At 74.9% G+C, this 19,599-nt stretch carries 15 protein-coding genes; 4 read left to right on the top strand and 11 right to left on the bottom strand.

Translation table 11 applies throughout. The annotated features are described in order from the left end of the window. The first annotated feature begins 1 nt into the window (after window position 1). Entirely contained in the window at window positions 2-2,269 is a 2,268-nt protein-coding gene (locus PV410_RS01895) for a bifunctional salicylyl-CoA 5-hydroxylase/oxidoreductase (RefSeq protein WP_500321849.1), read from the top strand. Between the two features lie 12 nt (window positions 2,270-2,281). On the opposite strand, the gene PV410_RS01890 is transcribed toward PV410_RS01895, so the two are convergent. The 3 genes from PV410_RS01890 to PV410_RS01880 form a co-directional block, all read right to left on the bottom strand. After that, the gene (locus PV410_RS01890; protein WP_500321848.1) at window positions 2,282-2,839 is read right to left on the bottom strand and encodes a Uma2 family endonuclease; all 558 of its coding nucleotides are present in this window, start codon (window positions 2,837-2,839) and stop codon (window positions 2,282-2,284) included. A 106-nt stretch (window positions 2,840-2,945) separates the two neighbouring features. Continuing rightward, window positions 2,946-3,770: a PaaX family transcriptional regulator gene (locus tag PV410_RS01885; RefSeq protein WP_500321847.1), complete on the bottom strand. Its 825-nt coding sequence runs from the start codon at window positions 3,768-3,770 to the stop codon at window positions 2,946-2,948. Between the two features lie 4 nt (window positions 3,771-3,774). Further along, on the bottom strand, window positions 3,775-5,379 hold the full coding sequence (locus tag PV410_RS01880) for an AMP-binding protein (RefSeq protein WP_500321846.1): 1,605 nt from the start codon (window positions 5,377-5,379) through the stop codon (window positions 3,775-3,777). 95 nt (window positions 5,380-5,474) lie between these two features. Here PV410_RS01880 and PV410_RS01875 point away from each other — a divergent pair, with 95 nt between their 5' ends. Then, window positions 5,475-6,581, top strand: coding sequence for an acyl-CoA dehydrogenase family protein (locus tag PV410_RS01875; protein ID WP_500321845.1), 1,107 nt, complete (start codon window positions 5,475-5,477; stop codon window positions 6,579-6,581). Next, window positions 6,578-6,976: a RidA family protein gene (locus PV410_RS01870; protein WP_500321844.1), complete on the top strand. Its 399-nt coding sequence runs from the start codon at window positions 6,578-6,580 to the stop codon at window positions 6,974-6,976. Before PV410_RS01875 ends, PV410_RS01870 begins: the two co-directional genes overlap by 4 nt. A gap of 383 nt (window positions 6,977-7,359) precedes the next feature. On the opposite strand, the gene PV410_RS01865 is transcribed toward PV410_RS01870, so the two are convergent. From PV410_RS01865 to PV410_RS01830, 8 genes are all read right to left on the bottom strand, one after another. Beyond that, window positions 7,360-8,595, bottom strand: a complete 1,236-nt coding sequence (locus PV410_RS01865) for an RNA polymerase sigma factor (RefSeq protein WP_500321843.1) — start codon at window positions 8,593-8,595, stop codon at window positions 7,360-7,362. An 8-nt stretch (window positions 8,596-8,603) separates the two neighbouring features. Beyond that, entirely contained in the window at window positions 8,604-8,957 is a 354-nt protein-coding gene (locus tag PV410_RS01860; protein WP_499514568.1) for a YciI family protein, read from the bottom strand. 147 nt (window positions 8,958-9,104) lie between these two features. Then, entirely contained in the window at window positions 9,105-12,020 is a 2,916-nt protein-coding gene (locus PV410_RS01855) for a hypothetical protein (protein WP_500321841.1), read from the bottom strand. Beyond that, window positions 12,020-13,864: an HSP90 family protein gene (locus PV410_RS01850; RefSeq protein ID WP_500321839.1), complete on the bottom strand. Its 1,845-nt coding sequence runs from the start codon at window positions 13,862-13,864 to the stop codon at window positions 12,020-12,022. Before PV410_RS01850 ends, PV410_RS01855 begins: the two co-directional genes overlap by 1 nt. 50 nt (window positions 13,865-13,914) lie before the next feature. After that, window positions 13,915-14,937: a hypothetical protein gene (locus tag PV410_RS01845; protein WP_500321838.1), complete on the bottom strand. Its 1,023-nt coding sequence runs from the start codon at window positions 14,935-14,937 to the stop codon at window positions 13,915-13,917. Between the two features lie 123 nt (window positions 14,938-15,060). Beyond that, window positions 15,061-16,590: a helix-turn-helix domain-containing protein gene (locus PV410_RS01840; protein WP_500321837.1), complete on the bottom strand. Its 1,530-nt coding sequence runs from the start codon at window positions 16,588-16,590 to the stop codon at window positions 15,061-15,063. Window positions 16,591-16,604: 14 nt separating this feature from the next. Beyond that, window positions 16,605-17,105 (bottom strand): methylated-DNA--[protein]-cysteine S-methyltransferase, encoded by a 501-nt coding sequence (locus PV410_RS01835; protein WP_500321836.1) that lies wholly within the window; start codon window positions 17,103-17,105, stop codon window positions 16,605-16,607. A 9-nt stretch (window positions 17,106-17,114) separates the two neighbouring features. After that, entirely contained in the window at window positions 17,115-18,605 is a 1,491-nt protein-coding gene (locus PV410_RS01830; RefSeq protein ID WP_500321835.1) for an AlkA N-terminal domain-containing protein, read from the bottom strand. A 133-nt stretch (window positions 18,606-18,738) separates the two neighbouring features. On the opposite strand from PV410_RS01830, the gene PV410_RS01825 reads away from it, so the two are divergent. Next, window positions 18,739-19,566: an isocitrate lyase/PEP mutase family protein gene (locus tag PV410_RS01825; protein WP_500321834.1), complete on the top strand. Its 828-nt coding sequence runs from the start codon at window positions 18,739-18,741 to the stop codon at window positions 19,564-19,566. Window positions 19,567-19,599 lie beyond the last annotated feature (33 nt).

The raw sequence follows: 19,599 nt of genomic DNA, 5'->3' as shown, positions 1-19,599 counted from the left end.
CGTGCGGGTGGCCATCATCGGCGGCGGCCCCGGCGGGCTCTACGCGGCCGCACTGCTCAAGCGCCTCGACCCGGAACGCGAGATCACCGTCTGGGAGCGCGGCTCGCCGCAGGACACCTTCGGCTTCGGCGTCGTGCTGTCCGACGAGACGCTCGGCGGCATCGAGCACGCCGACCCGGTCGTCTTCCGTGCCCTGGAACGGGAGTTCACCCGCTGGGACGACATCGACGTGCGCCACCGCGGCCGTGCCGTCACCTCCGGCGGCCACGGCTTCGCGGCGGTGGACCGGCGCACGCTGCTGGCGGTCCTCCACGACCGCTGCCGCGAGCTCGGTGTGACCGTTCGCAGCCGCGAACTCGCCCCGGCCGCCGAACGGCTGGCCCGCGACCACGACCTGGTCATCGCCGCCGACGGCGCGGGCAGCGCCACTCGTGGCGCCCACGCCGCCGTCTTCCGCCCCACCCTCACCGGCCACCGCTGCCGCTACATCTGGCTCTCCACCGACCTCGTCCTGGACGCCTTCCGCTTCGAGATCGCCGAGACCGAGCACGGCGTGATGCAGGCCCACGGCTATCCGTACCGGCCGGACGCGAGCACCTTCATCGTCGAGATGCGCGAGGACGTCTGGCAGCGCGCCGGGCTGGACCGGCTGGACGAGGCCGAGTCGATCGCCCGCTGCGAGAAGATCTTCGCCGACGCCCTGCACGGCCACGGCCTGCGCGGCAACCGCTCCCGCTGGATCGCCTTCACCACCGTCGTCAACGAGCGCTGGCGGCACGGGAACATCGTGCTCCTCGGCGACGCCGCGCACACCGCGCACTTCTCCATCGGCTCCGGCACCAAGCTCGCCATGGAGGACGCCCTCGCCCTCGCCGCTTGCCTGCACGAGCAGCCCGGCGTCCCCGAGGCGCTGGCCGCCTACGAGGCCGAGCGCAAGCCGGTCGTCGCCAGCACGCAGCGCGCCGCGCGGGCCAGCCTGGAGTGGTTCGAGCACCTGGAGCAGTACACCGCCCAGCCGCCCCGGCAGTTCGCCTTCAACCTGCTCACCCGCAGCCGCCGGGTCACCCACGACAACCTGCGGCTGCGCGACGCGGAGTTCACCGCCTCCGTGGAGCGGGAGTTCGGCACCGGTCCGGACACCCCGCCGATGTTCACCCCCTTCACCCTGCGCGGGCTGACCCTGCGCAACCGGGTCGTCGTCTCGCCGATGGACATGTACTCCGCCACCGACGGCACCCCCGGCGACTTCCACCTCGTCCACCTCGGCGCCCGCGCCCTCGGCGGCGCCGGCCTGGTCATGACGGAGATGGTCTGCGTCAGCCCCGAGGGCCGCATCACCCCCGGCTGCGCGGGCCTGTGGAACGACGGGCACGAGGACGCCTGGCGCCGCGTCACCGACTTCGTGCACGCCCGGCCCGGGGCCGCGATCGGCCTCCAGCTCGGCCACAGCGGCCGCAAGGGCTCCACCCGGCTGATGTGGGAGGGCATCGACCAGCCGCTCCCGGAGGGCAACTGGCCGCTCGCGGCCCCCTCCCCGCTGCCGTACCACCCCCACGTGAGCCAGGTCCCGCACGCCCTGGACGCCGGCGGGCTCGCCGCGATCCGCGACCAGTTCGCCGCCTCCGCCGCGCGCGGCGCCCGCGCCGGGTTCGACCTGCTGGAACTGCACTGCGCCCACGGCTACCTGCTCTCGTCCTTCCTCTCCCCGCTCACCAACCGGCGCACCGACGCCTACGGCCGCGACCTGACCGGTCGGCTGCGCTTCCCCCTGGAGGTCTTCGACGCCGTCCGCGAGGTCTGGCCCGCCGACCGCCCGATGACCGTCCGCATCTCCGCCACCGACTGGGCCGAGGGGGGCACGACCGCCGACGAGGCGGTCGAGATCGCCCGGGCCTTCGCCGCCCACGGTGCCGACGCCATCGACGTCTCGACCGGCCAGGTCGTCGCCGACGAGGCGCCCGACTTCGGCCGCTCCTACCAGACCCCCTACGCCGACCGGATCCGCAACGAACTCGGGGTGCCCGTCATCACGGTCGGCGCCATCTCCTCCTGGGACGACGTCAACTCCCTGATCCTCGCGGGCCGCGCCGACCTGTGCGCGCTCGCCCGCCCCCACCTCTACGACCCCAACTGGACGCTGCACGCAGCCGCCGAACAGGACTACTCCGGCCCCGGCGCCCCCTGGCCCCTCCCGTACCAGGCGGGCAGCCGCCGTCCGCCCACGGGCCGCACGGACGCCCCCCGCCCCCGGCTCACGCTGGACGTGTGAGAGGCGGCAGCCTCAGCCGAAGGCGGAGGTGTCGAGGGCGAACGCGAACGGCTCGGGGAGGTCGAGCTCCTTGCCGAACAGCACCCGGACGTCCTGGCGGTAGTCCTCGGCGTCCGGCTCGCTGTACAGGGTGACCGTGCCCTCGGTGCGGTCCACCAGCAGGTAGAACGGGATGCCGGCGGCGGCGTAGCCGCGTCGCTTCGGGCCGCGGTCCTTGTCCGGGCGGGAGGACTTCACCTCGACGGTCATCACGACGCCGTCCGCATCTGCCCACGAGTCGAGACCGCGGAAGAAGCGCCGGGGGGCGACGGATGCGTCGGGGACGAAGCGGCCGAGCGGGGTGATCAGCCCCTTCGTACCCACGCCGTACAGTTCTGCGGCGGACTTCCTGGCGATCTGCCAGAGCAGTTCGCCGACGGCGTCCTCGTGGTCTCCGTCGGGCGGCGGGGTCACGACGATCTCCCCCTCGATCAGCTCGGCGCGGTACCCCTCGGGCACCGTGAGGTCGAGGAAGGCGGCGAGCACGGCGTCGCCGCCGGGGCCCGAGCGTTCGGTCGCGGGCAGTGCCATCTCGCGTACCTCCTCGATCGTCGTGGTTCCGCTCCGATGTGGTCAGGTTATGCCCCGCCGGGTGGCGCGGGCGTACATCCTGCCGACGATCACCGGAGGAGGGCGGTCACGCCGTGGGGCCGGCGGACCGCGCGAACTCCGTCCCCGCGTCGTGCAGCCGCGCGTGCAGGCCCTCGAAGACGGCGGCGGCGCGGCCGCCGGGCCAGTCGGGCGGGAGGAGGGCGGGCGCCAGGCCCGGGTCGGCGTAGGGGAGGCGGCGCCAGGAGTCGAGGGCGCGCAGGTAGTCCGCGAAGGCCTCCTGCGGCGGGGTCGCCTCCCGGGCGGCCCAGGCGCGCAGCACGGGCTCGTGGGCGTCGAGGAAGGCGTGGTGGCGCTTGGCGACGGCGTCGAGGTCCCACCAGCGGCGCACGGCCGCGGCCGTCGGTTCGAAGCCGAGGTGGGTGCCGGTGAAGAGGTCGACGTAGGTGTCCAGGCCGAGCCGGCGCAGGGTGTGCAGGGCCTCCTCGTGGAGGCGGGCGGGCGCGATCCACACGCCCGGGGCGGCGGTGCCGAAGCCCAGCCGGGCCAGGCGCGAGCGGAGCAGGTGCCGCTTGTGGCGCTCGCTCTCCGGCACGGAGAAGACCGCGAGCACCCACTCCTGGTCGCCGGCTCCGCCGGCCGGGTGACCGTAGATGCGGCGATCGCCGTCGGCGAGCAGCTGCCGGGCGTCCTCGGACAGGGCGTAGCCCGCGGCGCCGGCGACGCGGTCCGGCTCCAGCAGCCCGCGGCGCTTGAGCCGGGAGACCGCCGAGCGTACCGACTGCGGGTCCACGTCCACGGCGCCCATCAGCCGGATCAGCCCGGCGACGGGTATCCGCCCGTCCCAGGCCTCGGCCCGGCCGTAGGCGCCGAAGAAGGTCACGATCAGCGAACTGGGGGTGTGCTCGGTCACGCGATCACTGTAGGTCGCGCAGCCGGAAGCGCTGCAGTTTCCCGGTGGGAGTGCGGGGCAGGGCGTCGAGGAAGGCGATCTCGCGCGGGCACTTGTAGCTCGCGATCTCCTCCCGGGTGAAGGCGCGCAGCGCCTCGACCGTGTGCTCGTCGCGCGGAGGGCCGTCCCGCAACACGACGAAGGCCCGGACGATCTGGCCGCGCTGGTCGTCCGGCACGCCGATGACCGCGGCCTCCCGTACGTCGGGGTGGCGCAGCAGCGCCTCCTCGACCTCGGGGCCCGCGATGTTGTACCCCGACGAGATGATCATGTCGTCGGCGCGGGCCACGTAGCGGAAGTAGCCGTCCGGCTCGCGCACGTAGGTGTCGCCGGTGAGGTTCCAGCCGTCGCGCACGTACTCCCGCTGCCGTTCGTCCGCCAGGTAGCGGCAGCCCGTGGGACCGCGCACCGCGAGCAGCCCCGGTTCGCCGTCCGGCACGGGGGACAGCGTCGAGGGGTCGACGACCCGGGCCTGGTAGCCCGGCACCGGCAGGCCCGTGGTGCCCGGCCGGATCACGTCGTCGGCGGCGGAGATGAAGATGTGCAGCAGCTCCGTGGCCCCTATGCCGTTGATGATCCGCAGCCCCGTCGACTCGTACCAGGCGTGCCAGGTCGCCTCGGGCAGGTTCTCGCCCGCCGACACGCAGCGCCGCAGCGAGGACAGGTCGCGGGTGCCGTGCGAGGCGAGTATGGCCCGGTAGGCGGTGGGCGCGGTGAACAGCACGGTCACCGCGTGCTCCGCGACGGCCCGGGCGAGCTGTTCGGGGCCGGCCTGCTCCAGCAGCAGCGCCGACGCCCCCACGCGCAGCGGGAAGACGACCAGGCCGCCCAGCCCGAAGGTGAAGCCCAGCGGCGGGCTGCCGGCGAACACGTCGGCGGAGGTCGGTCGCAGTATGTGCGCGGAGAAGGTGTCGGCGATCGCCAGCACGTCCCGGTGGAAGTGCATGCACCCCTTGGGCCGTCCGGTCGTCCCGGAGGTGAAGGCGATCAGCGCGACGTCGTCGGCCGAGGTCTCCACCGCGGGGAAGGGGTCCGGCCGGTCGGCTGCGAGCCGCAGCAGATCGTCCGGCGCCTCCCCGCCGTACGTGGCGATGCGCAGCCCGGGCGCCTCGCACTTGGCGAGGTCGTCGACCGCGCGGATGTCGCACAGTGCGTGCCGGACGGCGGCGATCTCGCAGATCGTCGCCAGCTCGTGCGGGCGGTGCGCCGCGAGCACGGTCACCGCGACCGCGCCCGCCTTCATGACGGCGAACCAGCACGCCACCAGCCACGGCGTGGTGGGGCCGCGCAGCAGCACGCGGTTGCCGGGCACCACCCCTAGCTCGTCGGTCAGCACGTGCGCGATGCGGTCGGAGGCGGCGCGCAGGTCCGCGTACGACCAGACCTCACCGTCCGGCATCCGCAGGCAGGGCGCCTCGGGCAGGCCGGCGGCGAGGAGTTCGGTGCCGCAGTTGAGCCGGCCGGGATAGGCCAGTTCGGGGAGGTCTTGGGTCAGGACGGGCCACTGGTCACGCGGCGGGAGATGATCCCGCGGGAAAGTGTCCACGTGTGCTGATGGCAGCAGGTCCATGGCGGGTTCGCCCCTCGTTGGCCCCTGGTTGCGGACGGATTCAGCGTAACGTGTTTGTGACGGCAGTCAACGGTACGCGATACGGGAGGTGCCGCGTGGCATCGTTCGCGCTGGACCCGGAACAGCTCAAGTGGTGTGCACAGGTCCGTGATTGGGCCGCCGAACGGCTCCGGCCGCTGGCGGGGTCCGGCGAACCCGGGCGGGTCAACCGGCCGCTGCTCGCGGCCCTCGGCGAACTCGGCCTGCTGGGGCGCCTCTTCCCCGGTACCGCCCTCGAGCTGTGCCTGCTCCGGGAGTCCCTGGCCCGGGAGTGCACCGAGGCGGAGACCGCACTCGCCCTGCAGGGCCTGGGCGCCCACCCCCTGCTGGAATCCCCCGAACTGGCCGCCCGCTGGATCCCGCGGGTCGTCTCCGGCGAGGCCGTCGCGGCCTTCGCGCTCACCGAGCCGGGCGCAGGTTCCGACGCGGCCGCCCTCGAACTGGCCGCGGAGCCCGCCCCGGACGGCGGCTGGCGGCTCACCGGCGAGAAGTGCTGGATCTCCAACGCCCCCGAGGCCGACCTCTACACGGTCTTCGCCCGGACCACCCCCGGCGCGGGGTCCCGCGGCGTCACCGCCTTCGCCGTCCCCGCCGACCGCCCCGGCCTCGGCGGCGAACACCTCGACATGCTCTCCCCGCACCCCATCGGCCGGCTGCGCTTCGACGCCGTACCGGTCGGGCGGCACGACGTGATCGGCGAGGTCGACCGCGGCTTCCGGGTCGCCATGACCACCCTCAACCGCTTCCGGCCCAGCGTCGGTGCCTTCGCGGTCGGCATGGCGCAGGCCGCCCTCGACGCCGCCACCGCCCACGCCGCCTCCCGCACCGCCTTCGGCGCGCCCCTGAAGGAGCTCCAGGCCGTCTCCCACGCCCTCGCCGAGATGGCCACCCGCACCGAGGCCGCCCGCCTGCTGGTCTACGCCGCCGCCGAGGCCTACGACTCCGGTGCCCCCGGCACCGCCCGCAGCTCCGCCATGGCCAAGCTCTTCGCCACCGAGACCGCCCAGTACGCCGTCGACGCCGCCGTCCAGATCCACGGGGCCCGCGCCCTGGAGCGCGGCCACGTCCTGGAACACCTCTACCGCGAGGTCCGCGCACCGCGTATCTACGAAGGTGCCACCGAAGTCCAGAGGTCGATCATCGCCAAGGAGCTCTTCGCATGACCCTGAACCGGATCAACCCGCCCGAGCTCTCCCCGCCCACCGGCTTCAGCCACGCCGTCACCGCCACCGGCCGCACCCTCGTCCTCCTCGCGGGCCAGACCGCGCTGGACTCCGGGGGCAAGGTCGTCGGGGACACCCTCCCCGCCCAGTTCGAGCACGCGCTGATCAACCTGCTCACCGCCCTCCAGGCCGCCGGCGGCACCCCCGCCGACCTCGCCCGCCTCACCGTCCACACCACCGACGTCGCCGCCTACCGCGACCACGCGCCCGAACTCGGCCGGATCTGGCGCGCCCTGGCCGGCCGGGACTACCCGGCGATGGCGGTCATCGGCATCACCCGCCTGTGGGACGAGGAGGCCATGGTCGAACTCGACGGCCTCGCCGTGCTCTCCTGACCCGAGGTCAGGAGGAACCCGGGATACGGGGGTGGCCCGGCACGTCGGTGGTGGCCGCTCGCCGTTGCCTGCGTCTGACGGCCGGGACTCGCCGAGGTGGCGGCCGCCGCGTGCCGGGGGCGGTGGCCGGCCGTCACGGTGTCCGCGACGCTTCGCGACGGTGGCTGTGGCGCGGCTCCGCGCGCCGCCGGGCGTACGTCAGGATGGCGCGGCCGCTGCCGGTACGCGACGAGCCCGGGTGGGTGCGTGAGGCCCGGGCCGGGACGCGAGGCGGTGTCACCACCGGTGATGCGGCCGCGGCGTCGTGCGGGGCCCGCGCAGTCGTTGCGGAGGTGGCACCGCTCCGCGCGCGTCCGCCCGGTTCCAAAGGCCCCGCACGGCGGTCAGGGCGGGCCGCCGAGCGCCTCACGCCTGCGCAGCAGGAAGTCCCGTTCGGCATCGTTCTCGGTGCGGGCGGCGGCTGCTCCGTACGCCTGCGCGGCCTCGGGCGTACGGCCCAGGCGGCGCAGGAGGTCGGCGCGGACGGCGTGGAAGGCGGGGTAGCCCTCCAGGGGGAGGCCGTCGACGGCGGCGAGCGCGGCGGCCGGACCCTCGACCTCGGCGAGGGCGACGGCGCGGTTGAGGGCGACCACGGGGCCCGGGGCGAGCGTCGTCAGCTGGTCGTAGAGCGCCAGGATCTGCCGCCAGTCCGTGGCGGCCGCGACCGGGGCGTCGCTGTGCACGGCGCTGATCGCCGCCTGGATCTGGTACGGCCCCGGCCGGCCGCGCCTCAGGCAGCGGCGGACCAGGGCCCGGCCCTCCGCGACCAGCGCCCGGTCCCACAGGGCGCGGTCCTGCTCGGCCAGCGGCACCGCTTCGCCGTCCGCGGCGGTGCGGGCCGGGCGGCGTGCCTGGACCAGCAGCATCAGGGCGAGCAGCCCCAGCACCTCGGGCTCGTCGGGCATGAGCCCGGCCAGCAGCCGGCCCAGGCGGATCGCCTCGGCGCACAGGTCCTCGCGGACCAGGCGGTCCCCGGAGCCGGGCAGGTACCCCTCGTTGAAGACCAGGTACACCACCGCGAGGACGGCGCCGAGCCGTTCGGGCAGGTCGGCCTCGTCCGGGACGCGGTACGGGATCCGGGCGTCGCGGATCTTGCGCTTCGCCCTGACCAGGCGCTGGGCCATGGTGCTCTCGGGGACGAGGAAGGCCCGGGCGATCTCGGCGGTGGTGAGCCCGCCCAGCAGCCGGAGCGTCAGCGCCACCCGTGAGGCCGGGGCGAGCGCGGGGTGGCAGCAGGTGAAGAGCAGACGGAGCCGTTCGTCCCGCACGGGGCCCTCCTCGCCGGGTTCCCGGACGTCCCGGGCGTCCTGCAGCAGGGCGGCCCGGGCGTGCCGGTCCTCGCGGGCCGCCTCCCGGCGCAGCCGGTCGATCGCGCGGTTGCGGGCGGTGGTGATGATCCACCCCGCGGGGCTCGGCGGCAGCCCGGTCCGCGGCCACCGCTGGACGGCCGTGGTGAAGGCGTCCTGGACCGCCTCCTCGGCGACGTCGATGTCGCCGAACCGGCGGACCAGGACGGCCACCGCGCGCCCGTACTCCTCGCGGAAGACCCGCTCGACCTCCGGTGCGCCCGGCTCCGGCACGCTGGCCGTCAGTCCTCGACCTCGTGCGCGAAGGGCCGGACCTCGATGGGCAGCGTGGTCACCCGGGCCAGCCGGCGGCCCCAGGCGAGCGCGGCGTCGAGGTCGGCCGCCTTGATGATCGTGAAGCCGCCGAGGTACTCCTTGCTCTCCGCGAACGGCCCGTCCGTGACGAGCACCTCCTCGCCCCGCGGCCGCAGCACGGTGGCTGTGTCCGGGGCGTTCAGTCCCGCGCCGAAGACCCAGGCCCCGGCCTCCTTCATCTCCCGGTTGAGGACGTCCAGGTCGGCCAGGACCCGGGCGAGGAACTCGGGCGGCGGCGGGGTCCCCTCGGGCTGGTACACGCTGAGCAGGTAGTGCTTCATGTCGGGCGTCCTCGCGGTCCGGGCCGGCCCTTCGCCGGCGTTCCACCCCCTACACGAACGGCGACCGCCCGGATCGACACCCCGCGCCCCCGGATGTCCGGGGGACGGGCGGCGCCGAGGGCGGTCGCCTCGTTCGTACCACGGGTGTCAGCTCCGGCGGCGCGACGACACCTCGTCCCGCACCCGGGAAAGGACCACGGCCGCGTGGTCGAGCCCCGCCGCCCGGCACCGGGTGATCGCGGCACCGAGACGGGACAGGGCCGCGTCCGGCCGGTCCAGGCCGTTCGCCTCGACGAGGGCGGCGACCCGGACGGCCTCGGCGCGCGGCGCCTCGCCCCGCGGCCCGCCCTCCTCGTAGGCGGCGATCGCCCGCTCCAGTTCGGCGAGCGCCTCGGGGAAGCGCTCGGCGCCGGCATAGGCCCGGCCGCGCTGGTAGTGCGTGGCGCCGCTCTCGTACCAGAGGGCGAAGTCCTCGTCGTCCGCGGGCACGGCCGCCAGCACCTCGTCGGCCTCGCGCAGGTGGTCCAGGGCGGTCTCCAGGCCCTCGGCGCCGTGTGCCGAGACGGCGGAGCCTGCGAAGTCCCGCATCATCTCCGCGACCGCGTGCGGGTTCGGCCCCTTCGCGTGCGAGGCGACGGCGCGGTCGTACGCGGAGCGCGCCGCGTCCTCGCGGCCGGCCTGCAGCAGGGCGACGGCGGCCTCGCAGGCGGCGAGCGTGTGCGTGAACTGCTCCTCCCACCCCTGGACGGCGTCGGCCAGCAGCAGGAACTGCTCGGCGCTCGCGCGGTGCTCCTCCAGTTCCCGCAGGCCCCGCGCCAGCAGCAGCCGGGCCTGGGCCAGGGCGCGTTCGTCCATGCCGGCCGCGGCCTCGTCGCAGACCAGCGACTCCAGCACGGCGACGGCGTCCGCCTGGCGGTCGGCGCGGGCGAGCACGTCCGCCAGCTCCACCCGCAGCTCGGCGGCGCCCGTGGCGTCGTCCTCGCGGTCCAGCCGCGCCGCGGCGTCGGACAGGTGGCGTACGGCGGCGTTCAGGTCGCCCGCGTGGTCGGCGGCGTGGCCGAGCAGCGCGTGGGTGCGCGCCACCGGGAACGCGGTGTCGTTATGGGCGGTGGCCGTGGCGAGCGCGCCGTGGAACTGCTCCATGGCCTCCTCGGGGCGGCGCTGCTGCAGCAGCACCTGGCCGAGCAGGCCCCGCGGGCGGGTGGCGCGCCAGGGCGTCCCGGCCGCCTCCACGACCCGCAGCGCGCTCCGCAGTTCCCGTTCGGCCCCGTCCAGGTCCCCGGAGCGCGCCGCGAGATCGGCGGCGGACATCCGGGTGTTGACCGTGCGCTCCGGGATGCCGAGCCGCTCCGACTCCGCCAGGGCCTCGGCCACGGCCGCCTCGAAGCGCTCGCGCAGTTCCGCCGGGACGTCCGGCAGCGTGGCCGCCGCCTCGGTGTGGGCGAGGTAGGCACGGCACTGCAGCACGACGCAGTAGGCGCGCCGGACCTCGGCGGAGCCCTCGCCGTCCACCAGTGCGCGGGCCTCGGTCCGCACCGCGTCCAGCTCCGCCCGGCCCGCGACGGCCTCCGGGCCGGGCTCCACGCCCACCGACGCCAGCCGCGCGCGGGAGGTCAGGACGCGCTCGGGCATGCCGGCCAGGGCGAACAGCTCCCGTGCCTCGGTGAGCGCGGCCCTGGCCGCCGTCCGGTCCTCGTCCTCCATGGCCGCGAAGGCGCGGTGCTCGGCCAGTTCGGCCCGCAGGCGCTCCTCCGGGCCCAGCCGGGGGTCGTGCACATGGCCTTCGGTGCCGGCGCGCTCGGCGATCCGGCGCCACAGCTCCTCGTCGCCGGGACGGCCGGCGTCCCCCATCTCGCGGGCCCTCTCCACCAGTTCGACGAAGTCCTCGGGCACCTCCCGCCCGGCCACGGCGACGGGCGGGGCCGTCGCCGCCGGCCCGGCCGCGGGTGACGGCACGGCCGCGGTGCGCAGACCGAGTGCCAGCGGCTCGGCGAGCGGCGGGCGCCGGGTCAGGCGTGCCCGGCGGCGCTCGCCGACGGCGGCGGTGCCGTTGCGCCGGTCGAACGCCGCGGCCAGGGTGTCGCCCTGCTCGCTCACGTGGTCCTGCAGTTCCCGCGCGGTCCAGGTGCGCCCCAGCGGTCCGGCGACGGGGGCCGCGTCGTACCCCTCGTCGACCAGGCGCCGGGTGAGGACCTCGACGCCGGTGAGGAAACCGAGCAGCGACAGCGGCGCGCCGGTGGTGCCGAACAGGGCGCGGTTCTCGGCGAGGATCTCCAGCGCCCGGCCCTCGTTGCCGGACAGCGCGCAGAACTCCACGTGCAGTCCGGTCTCCTCGGCCATGCCGATCCGGCCCCGGGCGTGCCGGTAGCCCGTCAGATGGTGGGAGCGGGCCTCGTCGGTGCGGCCGAGGCGCAGCAACGGCAGCAGGGCGTGGGCCTGGGTGACCCAGGGCTCCTCCTCGCAGGTCTGGACGCCGTCGAGGACCGGTTCCCAGGTCCGCAGGGCCCGCTCGTCGTCGCCCGCCGCGAGGTGGTGCAGTCCCTGGTGCCGGGTCTCGCAGGCCGGGCAGTCGCTGAGCCGCTCCTGGCGCCGGGTGACCCACAGGTCCCAGGCCGTCTCGCGGTCCGCGCCGGTGTGGGCGGCGATCCGGTGCCGCATGGCCGCCACCGGCTGCAGGCCCTCACCGGCCGCCCGGTAGCGCTCGCCCATCTGGCCGACCCACCCGTGGACCGTCGCCAGCGGGACGTCCGGCACCTGGAGCAGCGAGGTCGTCACCCACTTGTGGCGCCACAGCACCTGGTGGCCCTCCCACTCGCTGAAGGAGCCGGGCACCTCCTCCCACAGCTTGAGGATCCGGGCGAAGACGACCGGCGACTTGCGGTGCTCGGCGGCGTACTCGTACGCCGACATGAGTTCGAGCAGCGCCGTCACGAGGACGTCCTTCTCCTCGAACTGCTCGGCCGCCTCGACCAGTTCCTCGGCGGTCACGGTGCGGGGCGTTCCGTAGGGGCGCTCGTTGTTCTCGCGGAGCGCCTCGAACACGGCCTCGGGGGTGTCCAGCATCAGTGCTCCTTGGCGTCCGGCCCGGACGCGGGGGTGTCCTGGTCGTGCATGGCGTGGGTGAGCAGACCGATGAAGGCCCGGTTGAGCAGCGCGCTCTCCGAGGACTTCAGCGGCCGCCGGGTGAGCAGCAGCGCCTGCCCGTACAGGGCCTCGGCCGTGGTGAGGGCCAGTCCGCGCTCGGTGACGGTGGCGGCCCGGCGCACCAGCGGGTTGAGGTGGTTGAGGACGAGCTGCGCCCGCGGGGCCTGCGTGCGCAGCGAGCCGAGGATGTCCGCCCACAACCCGTCGCTGCTCTCCGCGAGGCCGGACCGGGTGCGCTCGTGGCGTGCCTCGCGGTCGTCCAGGAGCAGCGCGGGCGCCGTGACCGGCTGGAAGGCCCGCAGCACGACGTCGCAGTCGTACTGGCCGACGACCTCGCGGGCGACCGCGAGGAAGGAGGCGGCGGCGAGTTCGGCGGCCGAGTCGACCGGGTCGAGGTGCGCGGTCATGGTGGCCGGGTCCAGGTCGGTGACCGTGGTGCCGGGACGGATCTCCGGCAGCCGGTGCACCAGGTCCCGGTCGTAGGTATAGCCGCCGTTGACGACGCCGAGGCCGGCCGCCGCCGCGATCGGGGCGACCTGCCGGAACTCGTCGACGCTGCGGGTGACCAGCACCGTGGGGTGGGCGCGGGCGAACTCCTCCAGGGTGACGTTGCCGTCCGTGGTCTCGAAGGGCAGCCACGGCAGCAGCATCCGCAGCAGCGCGTCGTCGTAGCGGGCCAGCGCCTTGACGGCGAGGTGGTGGCTGTCGATGAAGCGCCGCAGGAGCGCCGGGTCGCTGGCGGCGAGCCCGGTCAGCCAGTCGCGGATGCGGGCGCCCAGCGCGTCGCGGACGGCGGCCAGGGTCTCGTCCTCGTACAGCGCCTCGCGGGAGGCCGTCGGGCGCAGGCTGGTGACGTCCACGACGCAGCGGACGAAGAACGCCCACTCCGGCAGGAGCTCGGCGGCCCGGTCCGAGAGCAGCATGCCCTTCAGGTGCACCCGGTGCCCGGCCCGCTCCGACGGGTTGACGGGGGTCGGCAGCACGTAGGCCACGCCGCGCAGCCCGGCGACGGGCAGGTCGAGGTCGATGGTGTCGAGCGGGGTGAAGCCGAACGACGCGCGGCAGTGCTCGGCCAGCGCCTCGGCGCGGGCCAGCGGGGAGCCGTGGCGGCGCTCCCACGGAGGGGTCTCGTTGATCAGGGTCGTCTCGCCGCGCGGGTCGACGACGGTGACCTCGTGCCGCAGCAGGCTGCCGTAGTGCCGGGCCAGCGACGCCACCCGGCCGGGCTCCGTCCACTCGCCGGCGTCCGCGCGCGGGGTCAGCGTCACGCGCGTGCCCGGCTCGGGCAGCGCGTCGGCGGGGAGCGTGCGCAGGGTGTAGCTGCCGTCGGAGCGGCCGCGCCATTCGACGGCCGGGGCGCCGGGGGCGGTCGCCGGGCGGCTGACGACCGTGATCTCGTCGGCCACCACGAAGCAGGCCAGCAGCCCGATGCCGAACTGGCCGATGAAGTCGCCGCGGGCGGCCTCGATCTCGCCGTCGGCGGCGCGCTTGGAGCTGCGCCCGATGGTGGCGAGGAAGGTGTGCACGTCGGCCTCGCTCAGCCCGACACCGGTGTCGGTGACGCTGAGCGTGTCACCGGTCCGCACGGTGATCCTGGCCGGTGCGCCCGGCTGGACCGCCTGCCGGGCGGTGATCGCGTCGACGGCGTTCTGCAGCAGCTCCCGCAGGTAGACGCGGGGGCTGGAGTAGAGGTGGTGGGAGAGCAGGTCGACCAGGCCGCGCAGGTCGACCTGGAACGTGTGCGCTGACGGGGACTGGGACACCGAAGGGGCCTTCCGGGCGGTGCGCGGACGGGGAACGGGGCGCGGGGCGGTCAGGGACGTCCGGCGCGGGACCGCAGGGTGCGGTAGGCCGCCACCGGGTCGTTGCCGTTGAGGTACTGCCACGGGAACTCGGTGACGACTCCGCCGGTGGCGGCGAAGGCCTCGGCCGCCGCCTTCTTCTCGCCGGCCAGCGCGAAGGCCATGGCGAAGGTGTTGAGCGTCCCGACCGGGTCGAAGGAGCCCTGGTACGCCGGGTTGCGGTAGGAGCGGTCCGCGGCCTCGTGCAGCTCCTTCTCGACCTGCAGGCGGAGCATGTACGCCGTGTCGTCGCCGCGGTCCAGGTCGCCCCAGTGCTCGAGGTGCGCGACCGCGACGAGCACGCCCATGTCGCTGCCCTCGGGGGCGGCCAGCATGGACTCCCGGGCGAAGGCGTGCATCTCCTCGTGCGAACCGCCCCACTTGCGGCACACCTGCTGCAACTGCTGCTGGTGCGCCCCCAGGTGCAGCGGGGAGCGCCGTACGGTGGCCTCGAAGCGCAGCCGCGCGAGGTCCGGGCCGACCTGCAGCCCCCGGCCGCTCATCTGCAGGAAGTACCAGGGGGACGCCCATGCTGGTTCGAGCTCCGCGGCCCGGTACAGCAGGTCCTCGGCCACCTCGAGGCGCTCGTGGAACACCTGGAACTGCTCACGCGAGACGTGCTGCGCGCGCAGTCCGGTCCGGGCCTCCCAGGCCCAGGTCACCTGGCGGGCGCCCGCCACCAGCCGGGCGAGCCCGGAGTCGGGCTCGGCCGCCACGACGGCCGGCATCCAGCGCTCCCAGCCGTCGACGTCCACGACGTTCGCCACGAGCCAGCTGCGCTCACGGTCGTCGGTCACCGCCGACAGCCGCTCCCGGATCGCGGGCCAGTCCGCCGCGGCGGCGGCCGCGCGCAGGCCCGCGAGCGCGGGGTTGCCGCGCGCCGGGTCGAGCCGGGGCGACGGGCGCGGCGCCCACCGCCTCAGTGAGAACGCGGAACTGCGCCGCGCGTTGCCGTCCACCGTTCCGCCCGCGGTACCACCTCGGACCGCCACCATGAAGACCCCCTCCTGGCCTGGCCGTTCCTCCCCCATGGGCCATGATCCGCGGCCCGGAGCATGACTATCACGGCCACCTTGCGGGGGAGTAGCCGGTTCGCCGGCCAGGAGGGGCGGGACGGGTCAGATGTCGCGGAACGTCTCGATCTGCGCCCCGATGGAGTTGAGCCGCTCGGCCAGCTCCTCGTAGCCGCGGTTGATGACGTACACGTTCCGCAGCACCGAGGTGCCCTCGGCGGCGAGCATCGCCAGCAGCGTCACCACGGCGGGCCGCAGGGCCGGCGGGCACATCATCTCGGCGGTGCGCCAGCGGGTCGGGCCCTCGACCAGCACCCGGTGCGGGTCCAGCAGCTTGACGTTGGCGCCGAGCCGGGTCAGCTCGGTGAGGTAGATGGCGCGGTTGTCGTAGACCCAGTCGTGGATGAGGGTCGAACCCTGGGCCGTGGCGGCGATGGCCGCGAAGAAGGGCACGTTGTCGATGTTGAGGCCCGGGAAGGGCATGGGGTGGATCTTGTCGATGGGGGAGCGCAGCTTGGAGGGGCGCACGGTGAGGTCGATCAGCCGGGTGCGGCGGTTGTCGGCGGGGTACTCGGCGGAGCGCTCGTGGTCCAGGCCCATCTCCTCCAGGACCGCCAGCTCGATCTCCAGGAACTCCACCGGCACCCGCCGGATGGTCAGCTCGGACTCGGTGACCACGGCCGCGGCCAGCAGGCTCATGGCCTCCACCGGGTCCTCGGAGGGCGCGTAGTCCACGTCCCGGTCGATCTCGGTGACACCGTGCACGGTCAGCGTGGTGGTGCCGATGCCGTCCACCCGGACGCCCAGCTCCTCCAGGAAGAAGCACAGGTCCTGGACCATGTAGTTCGAGCTGGCGTTGCGGATGACGGTCACCCCGTCGTGCCGGGCGGCCGCCAGGAGCGCGTTCTCGGTCACGGTGTCGCCGCGCTCGGTCAGCACGATCGGCCGCCGCGGGGCCACCGAGGGGGCGACCCGGGCGTGGTACATCCCGCTGGTGGCGGTCACCTCCAGCCCGAAGTGCCGCAGGGCGGTCATGTGCGGCTGGACGGTACGGGTGCCGAGGTCGCAGCCGCCCGCGTACGGGATGCGGAAGCGGTCGGTGCGGTGCATCAGGGGGCCGAGGAACATGATCACGCTGCGGGTGCGGCGGGCGGCGTCGGTGTCCATGGCGTCCAGCTCCAGCCGCGCCGGCGGGACGACCTCCAGGTCGTTGCCGTCGTTGATCCAGCGGGTCCGCACGCCGATGCTGTTCAGCACCTCCAGGATGCGGTAGACCTCCTCGATCCGCGCGACGCGGCGCAGGGTGGTCCGCCCGGAGTTCAGCAGCGTGGCGCACAGCAGCGCCACGCACGCGTTCTTGCTGGTCTTGACGTCGATGGAGCCGGAGAGCCGGCGCCCGCCCACGACACGCAGGTGCATGGGACCCGCGTAGCCGAGGGAGACGATCTCGCTGTCGAGCGCTTCACCGATTCGGGCGATCATCTCAAGGCTGATGTTCTGGTTCCCGCGTTCAATACGGTTCACCGCGCTCTGGCTGGTCCCGAGCGCCTCCGCCAGTTGGGACTGGGTCCAGCCCCGGTGCTGGCGGGCGTCACGGATGAGCTTGCCGATGCGTGCGAGGTAGTCGTCTCCCATGCGGAGAGACTATCTCACATATGAGATGGCAACCCGAGCTCCAGGTCCAGCAGGTACCGCTTGCGCTCCAGTCCGCCCCCGTATCCGGTGAGGCGGCCGGAGGCCCCGACCACACGGTGGCAGGGCACGATGATGCCGACCGGGTTGCGTCCGCCTGCGAGTCCGACGGCGCGCGACGCGCCGGGGCTGCCGAGCTCCTCCGCCAGCTGACCGTACGTCATCACGGTGCCGTACGGGATGGCCCGCAGACCCGCCCAGACTCGCTGCTGGAAGGCGGTGCCGCGCAGGTCCAGCGGCAGGTCGAAGGCGGTCAACTCGCCCGCGAAGTACGCCCGCAGCTGCTCGGCGGCCCGCGCGAACGGCGACGTCACCGGGTCGCGGCGCGCGCCGAAGGACTCCTCCGGCGGACGGTGACGCTGCGCGGGCATGTAGAGACCTGACAGGACGCCGTCGGTCGCGACCAGGGTCAGCGGCCCGACGGGGCTGTCGATCACGGCGTGCGTGCGAAGGGACATGATCGTTCCTCAGGCCGGCTCGGCGGGCAGGACGTTGACGGGGTGGTCGCCGGTCGCCCACAGGTGCTGCACGGCGTACGCGCGCCACGGCCGCCAGGCCGCGGCCCGCCGGACGAGGGCCGCGGGGGTCGTGGGGAGGCCCAGTTTTTCCGCGGCCGCCCGTACGCCCAAATCGGTGGCGGGGAAGGCGTCCGGGTCGCCGAGCGCCCGCATCGCGACCACCTCGACCGACCACGGGCCGAAGCCCGGCAGCGCGGCGAGCTGCCGCCGGGCCTTCCCCCAGTCGCTGCCGACGTCCAGGTCCAGGCCCCCCTCGGTGAGCGCGGCGACCAGGGAGGTCAGCGTGGCCCGCCGGGTGCCCGGCATCGCCAGGGACCCCGGGTCCAGGGCCGTCAGCGCCCACGGCGAGGGGAACAGGTGGGTCAGCCCGCCCCCGGGGTCGGCGACGGGCTCGCCGTGCGCCGCCGCCAGCCTGCCGGCCAGCGTGCGCGCCGCGGCGGTCGACACCTGCTGGCCGAGCACCACGCGCACCGCGAACTCGGGCCCGTCCACGGTGCGCGGCACCCGGCGCCCGGGGTCCTTGTCCACGTAAGGGGCGAGCAGCGGGTCCTGCCGGAGCAGCCCGTCGACGGCGACCGGGTCGGCGTCCAGGTCGAGCAGCCACCGGCAGCGGCTGGTCGCATGCGACAGGTCCCGCCAGTCGGTGAGGGAGAGTCGGCAGGCGACGTGGTCGGGCTCGGGCCGCAGGGCCACGATCCCGTGGCCGTGGGGCAGCCGCAGTGTGCGGCGGTACGCACCCTCCCGCCACTCCTCCACGCCCGGCACGGCGGTCGCGGCCAGGTGCCCGAAGAGGTTGCCGGGGCACAACGGTGCCCTGAAGGGCAGCCGCAGCGCCAGCGAGCCCGCCACGTCGGCGGCGGGGGCGCGGTGCCGCCCCCGTGCCGCCCGCGTCCGCAGCTCGCTCGGGGTGAGCGCGAAGACCTCGCGCACGGTGTCGTTGAAGGTGCGGATGCTGCTGAAGCCGGCGGCGAAGGCGACGTCGGCCATGGGCAGCGCCGAGGTCTCGACCAGCAGGCGGGCCGTCTGCGCCCGCTGCGCACGGGCGAGGGCAAGCGGCCCGGCCCCGAGCTCGGCCCGCAGCTGCCGCTCCACCTGCCGGGTGCTGTAGCCGAGACGTGCCGCGAGCCCGGGTACGCCGTCCCGGTCGACGACCCCGTCCGCGATCAGGCGCATGGCGCGGGCCACCAGGTCCGCCCGCTCGTTCCACCGCGGGGAACCGGGGGCGGCGTCGGGGCGGCAGCGCTTGCAGGCGCGGAACCCGGCCTGCTGGGCGGCGGCCGCGCTCGGGTAGAAGGTCATGTTCCGCGGCTTCGGCGGCACCGCGGGGCAGCCGGGCCGGCAGTAGATGCGGGTGGTCAGCACCGCGGTGAAGAACCACCCGTCGAAACGGGAGTCCTTCGACTGCACGGCGCGCACACAGCGCTCGAAGTCCTCATGCACATCCCCCAGCATCCGTGGCCCGCGCGGGCCGGGGCTAGCGAGAATCCGACGTGGACGTACGGGGAGGCGGCGCGGGACGTACGTGTCGGAAATCCGCCGGACCCGGGCCCCGGCCGGTGATGGACTGCGGTCCGTGATCAGCGAACTCAAGGCCAAGGCCGAACTCTTCCGCTCCCTCCACGTCCCCGGGCGCCCGTTGCTCCTGGCCAACGCCTGGGACGCCGCCAGTGCCCGCGTCGCCGAGCGCGCCGGGGCCGCCGCCGTCGCCACCACCAGTTCCGGGGTCTCCTGGACCCTGGGCACCGCGGACGGCGACCACGTCGACCGCGGCCTCGCGCTGGAACTGACCGCGCGGGTCGCCGCGGCCGTCTCTGTCCCGGTCAGCGCCGACGTCGAGGGCGGCTACGCGGCCGACCCCGAGGGCGTCGCGGAGACGGTGCGGGCGGTGCTGGCCGCGGGCGCGGTCGGGATCAACATCGAAGACTCCCACGACGGCGGCCCCGCGCCGCTGCGCACGGCCGACGGACAGGCCGCCCGCATCGCCGCCGCCCGCCGCGCCGCCGACGAGGCCGGGGTGCCGTTGTTCGTCCACGCCCGCACCGACACCTTCCTGCGGGGCGCGGGCGACCTGGGGGAGACCCTGGAGCGTGCCGCCGGCTACCTCGCGGCGGGCGCCGACGGCATCTTCGTGCCCGGCGTGACCGACCCGGCCGTCGTCGCCGCCCTGGCCGAGGGCATCGACGCCCCCGTCGGCATCCTCGCGGGGCCCGGCGCGCCGCCGGTGTCCGTGCTGGCCTCCGCCGGCGCCGCGCGCGTCAGCCTCGGCAGCGCGGTCGCCGAGGCCGCCTACGCCCTCGTCGACCGCGCCGCCCGCGAGCTCCTCGCCACCGGCACGTACGCCGCCGCCGCGGGCGGCATCCCCTGGGGCGAGCTCAACGCACTGATGCTCCCGCAGGCCTGAGCGCGGGGCCTCACGGCGGCACCCAGGCGGGGC

The sequence above is a fragment of the Streptomyces sp. PA03-5A genome (assembly GCF_033792725.1).
GTDB lineage: Bacteria > Actinomycetota > Actinomycetes > Streptomycetales > Streptomycetaceae > Actinacidiphila.
The sequence above is the reverse complement of the archived record's forward strand: the minus strand, read 5'-3'. Positions and strand labels throughout refer to the sequence as shown.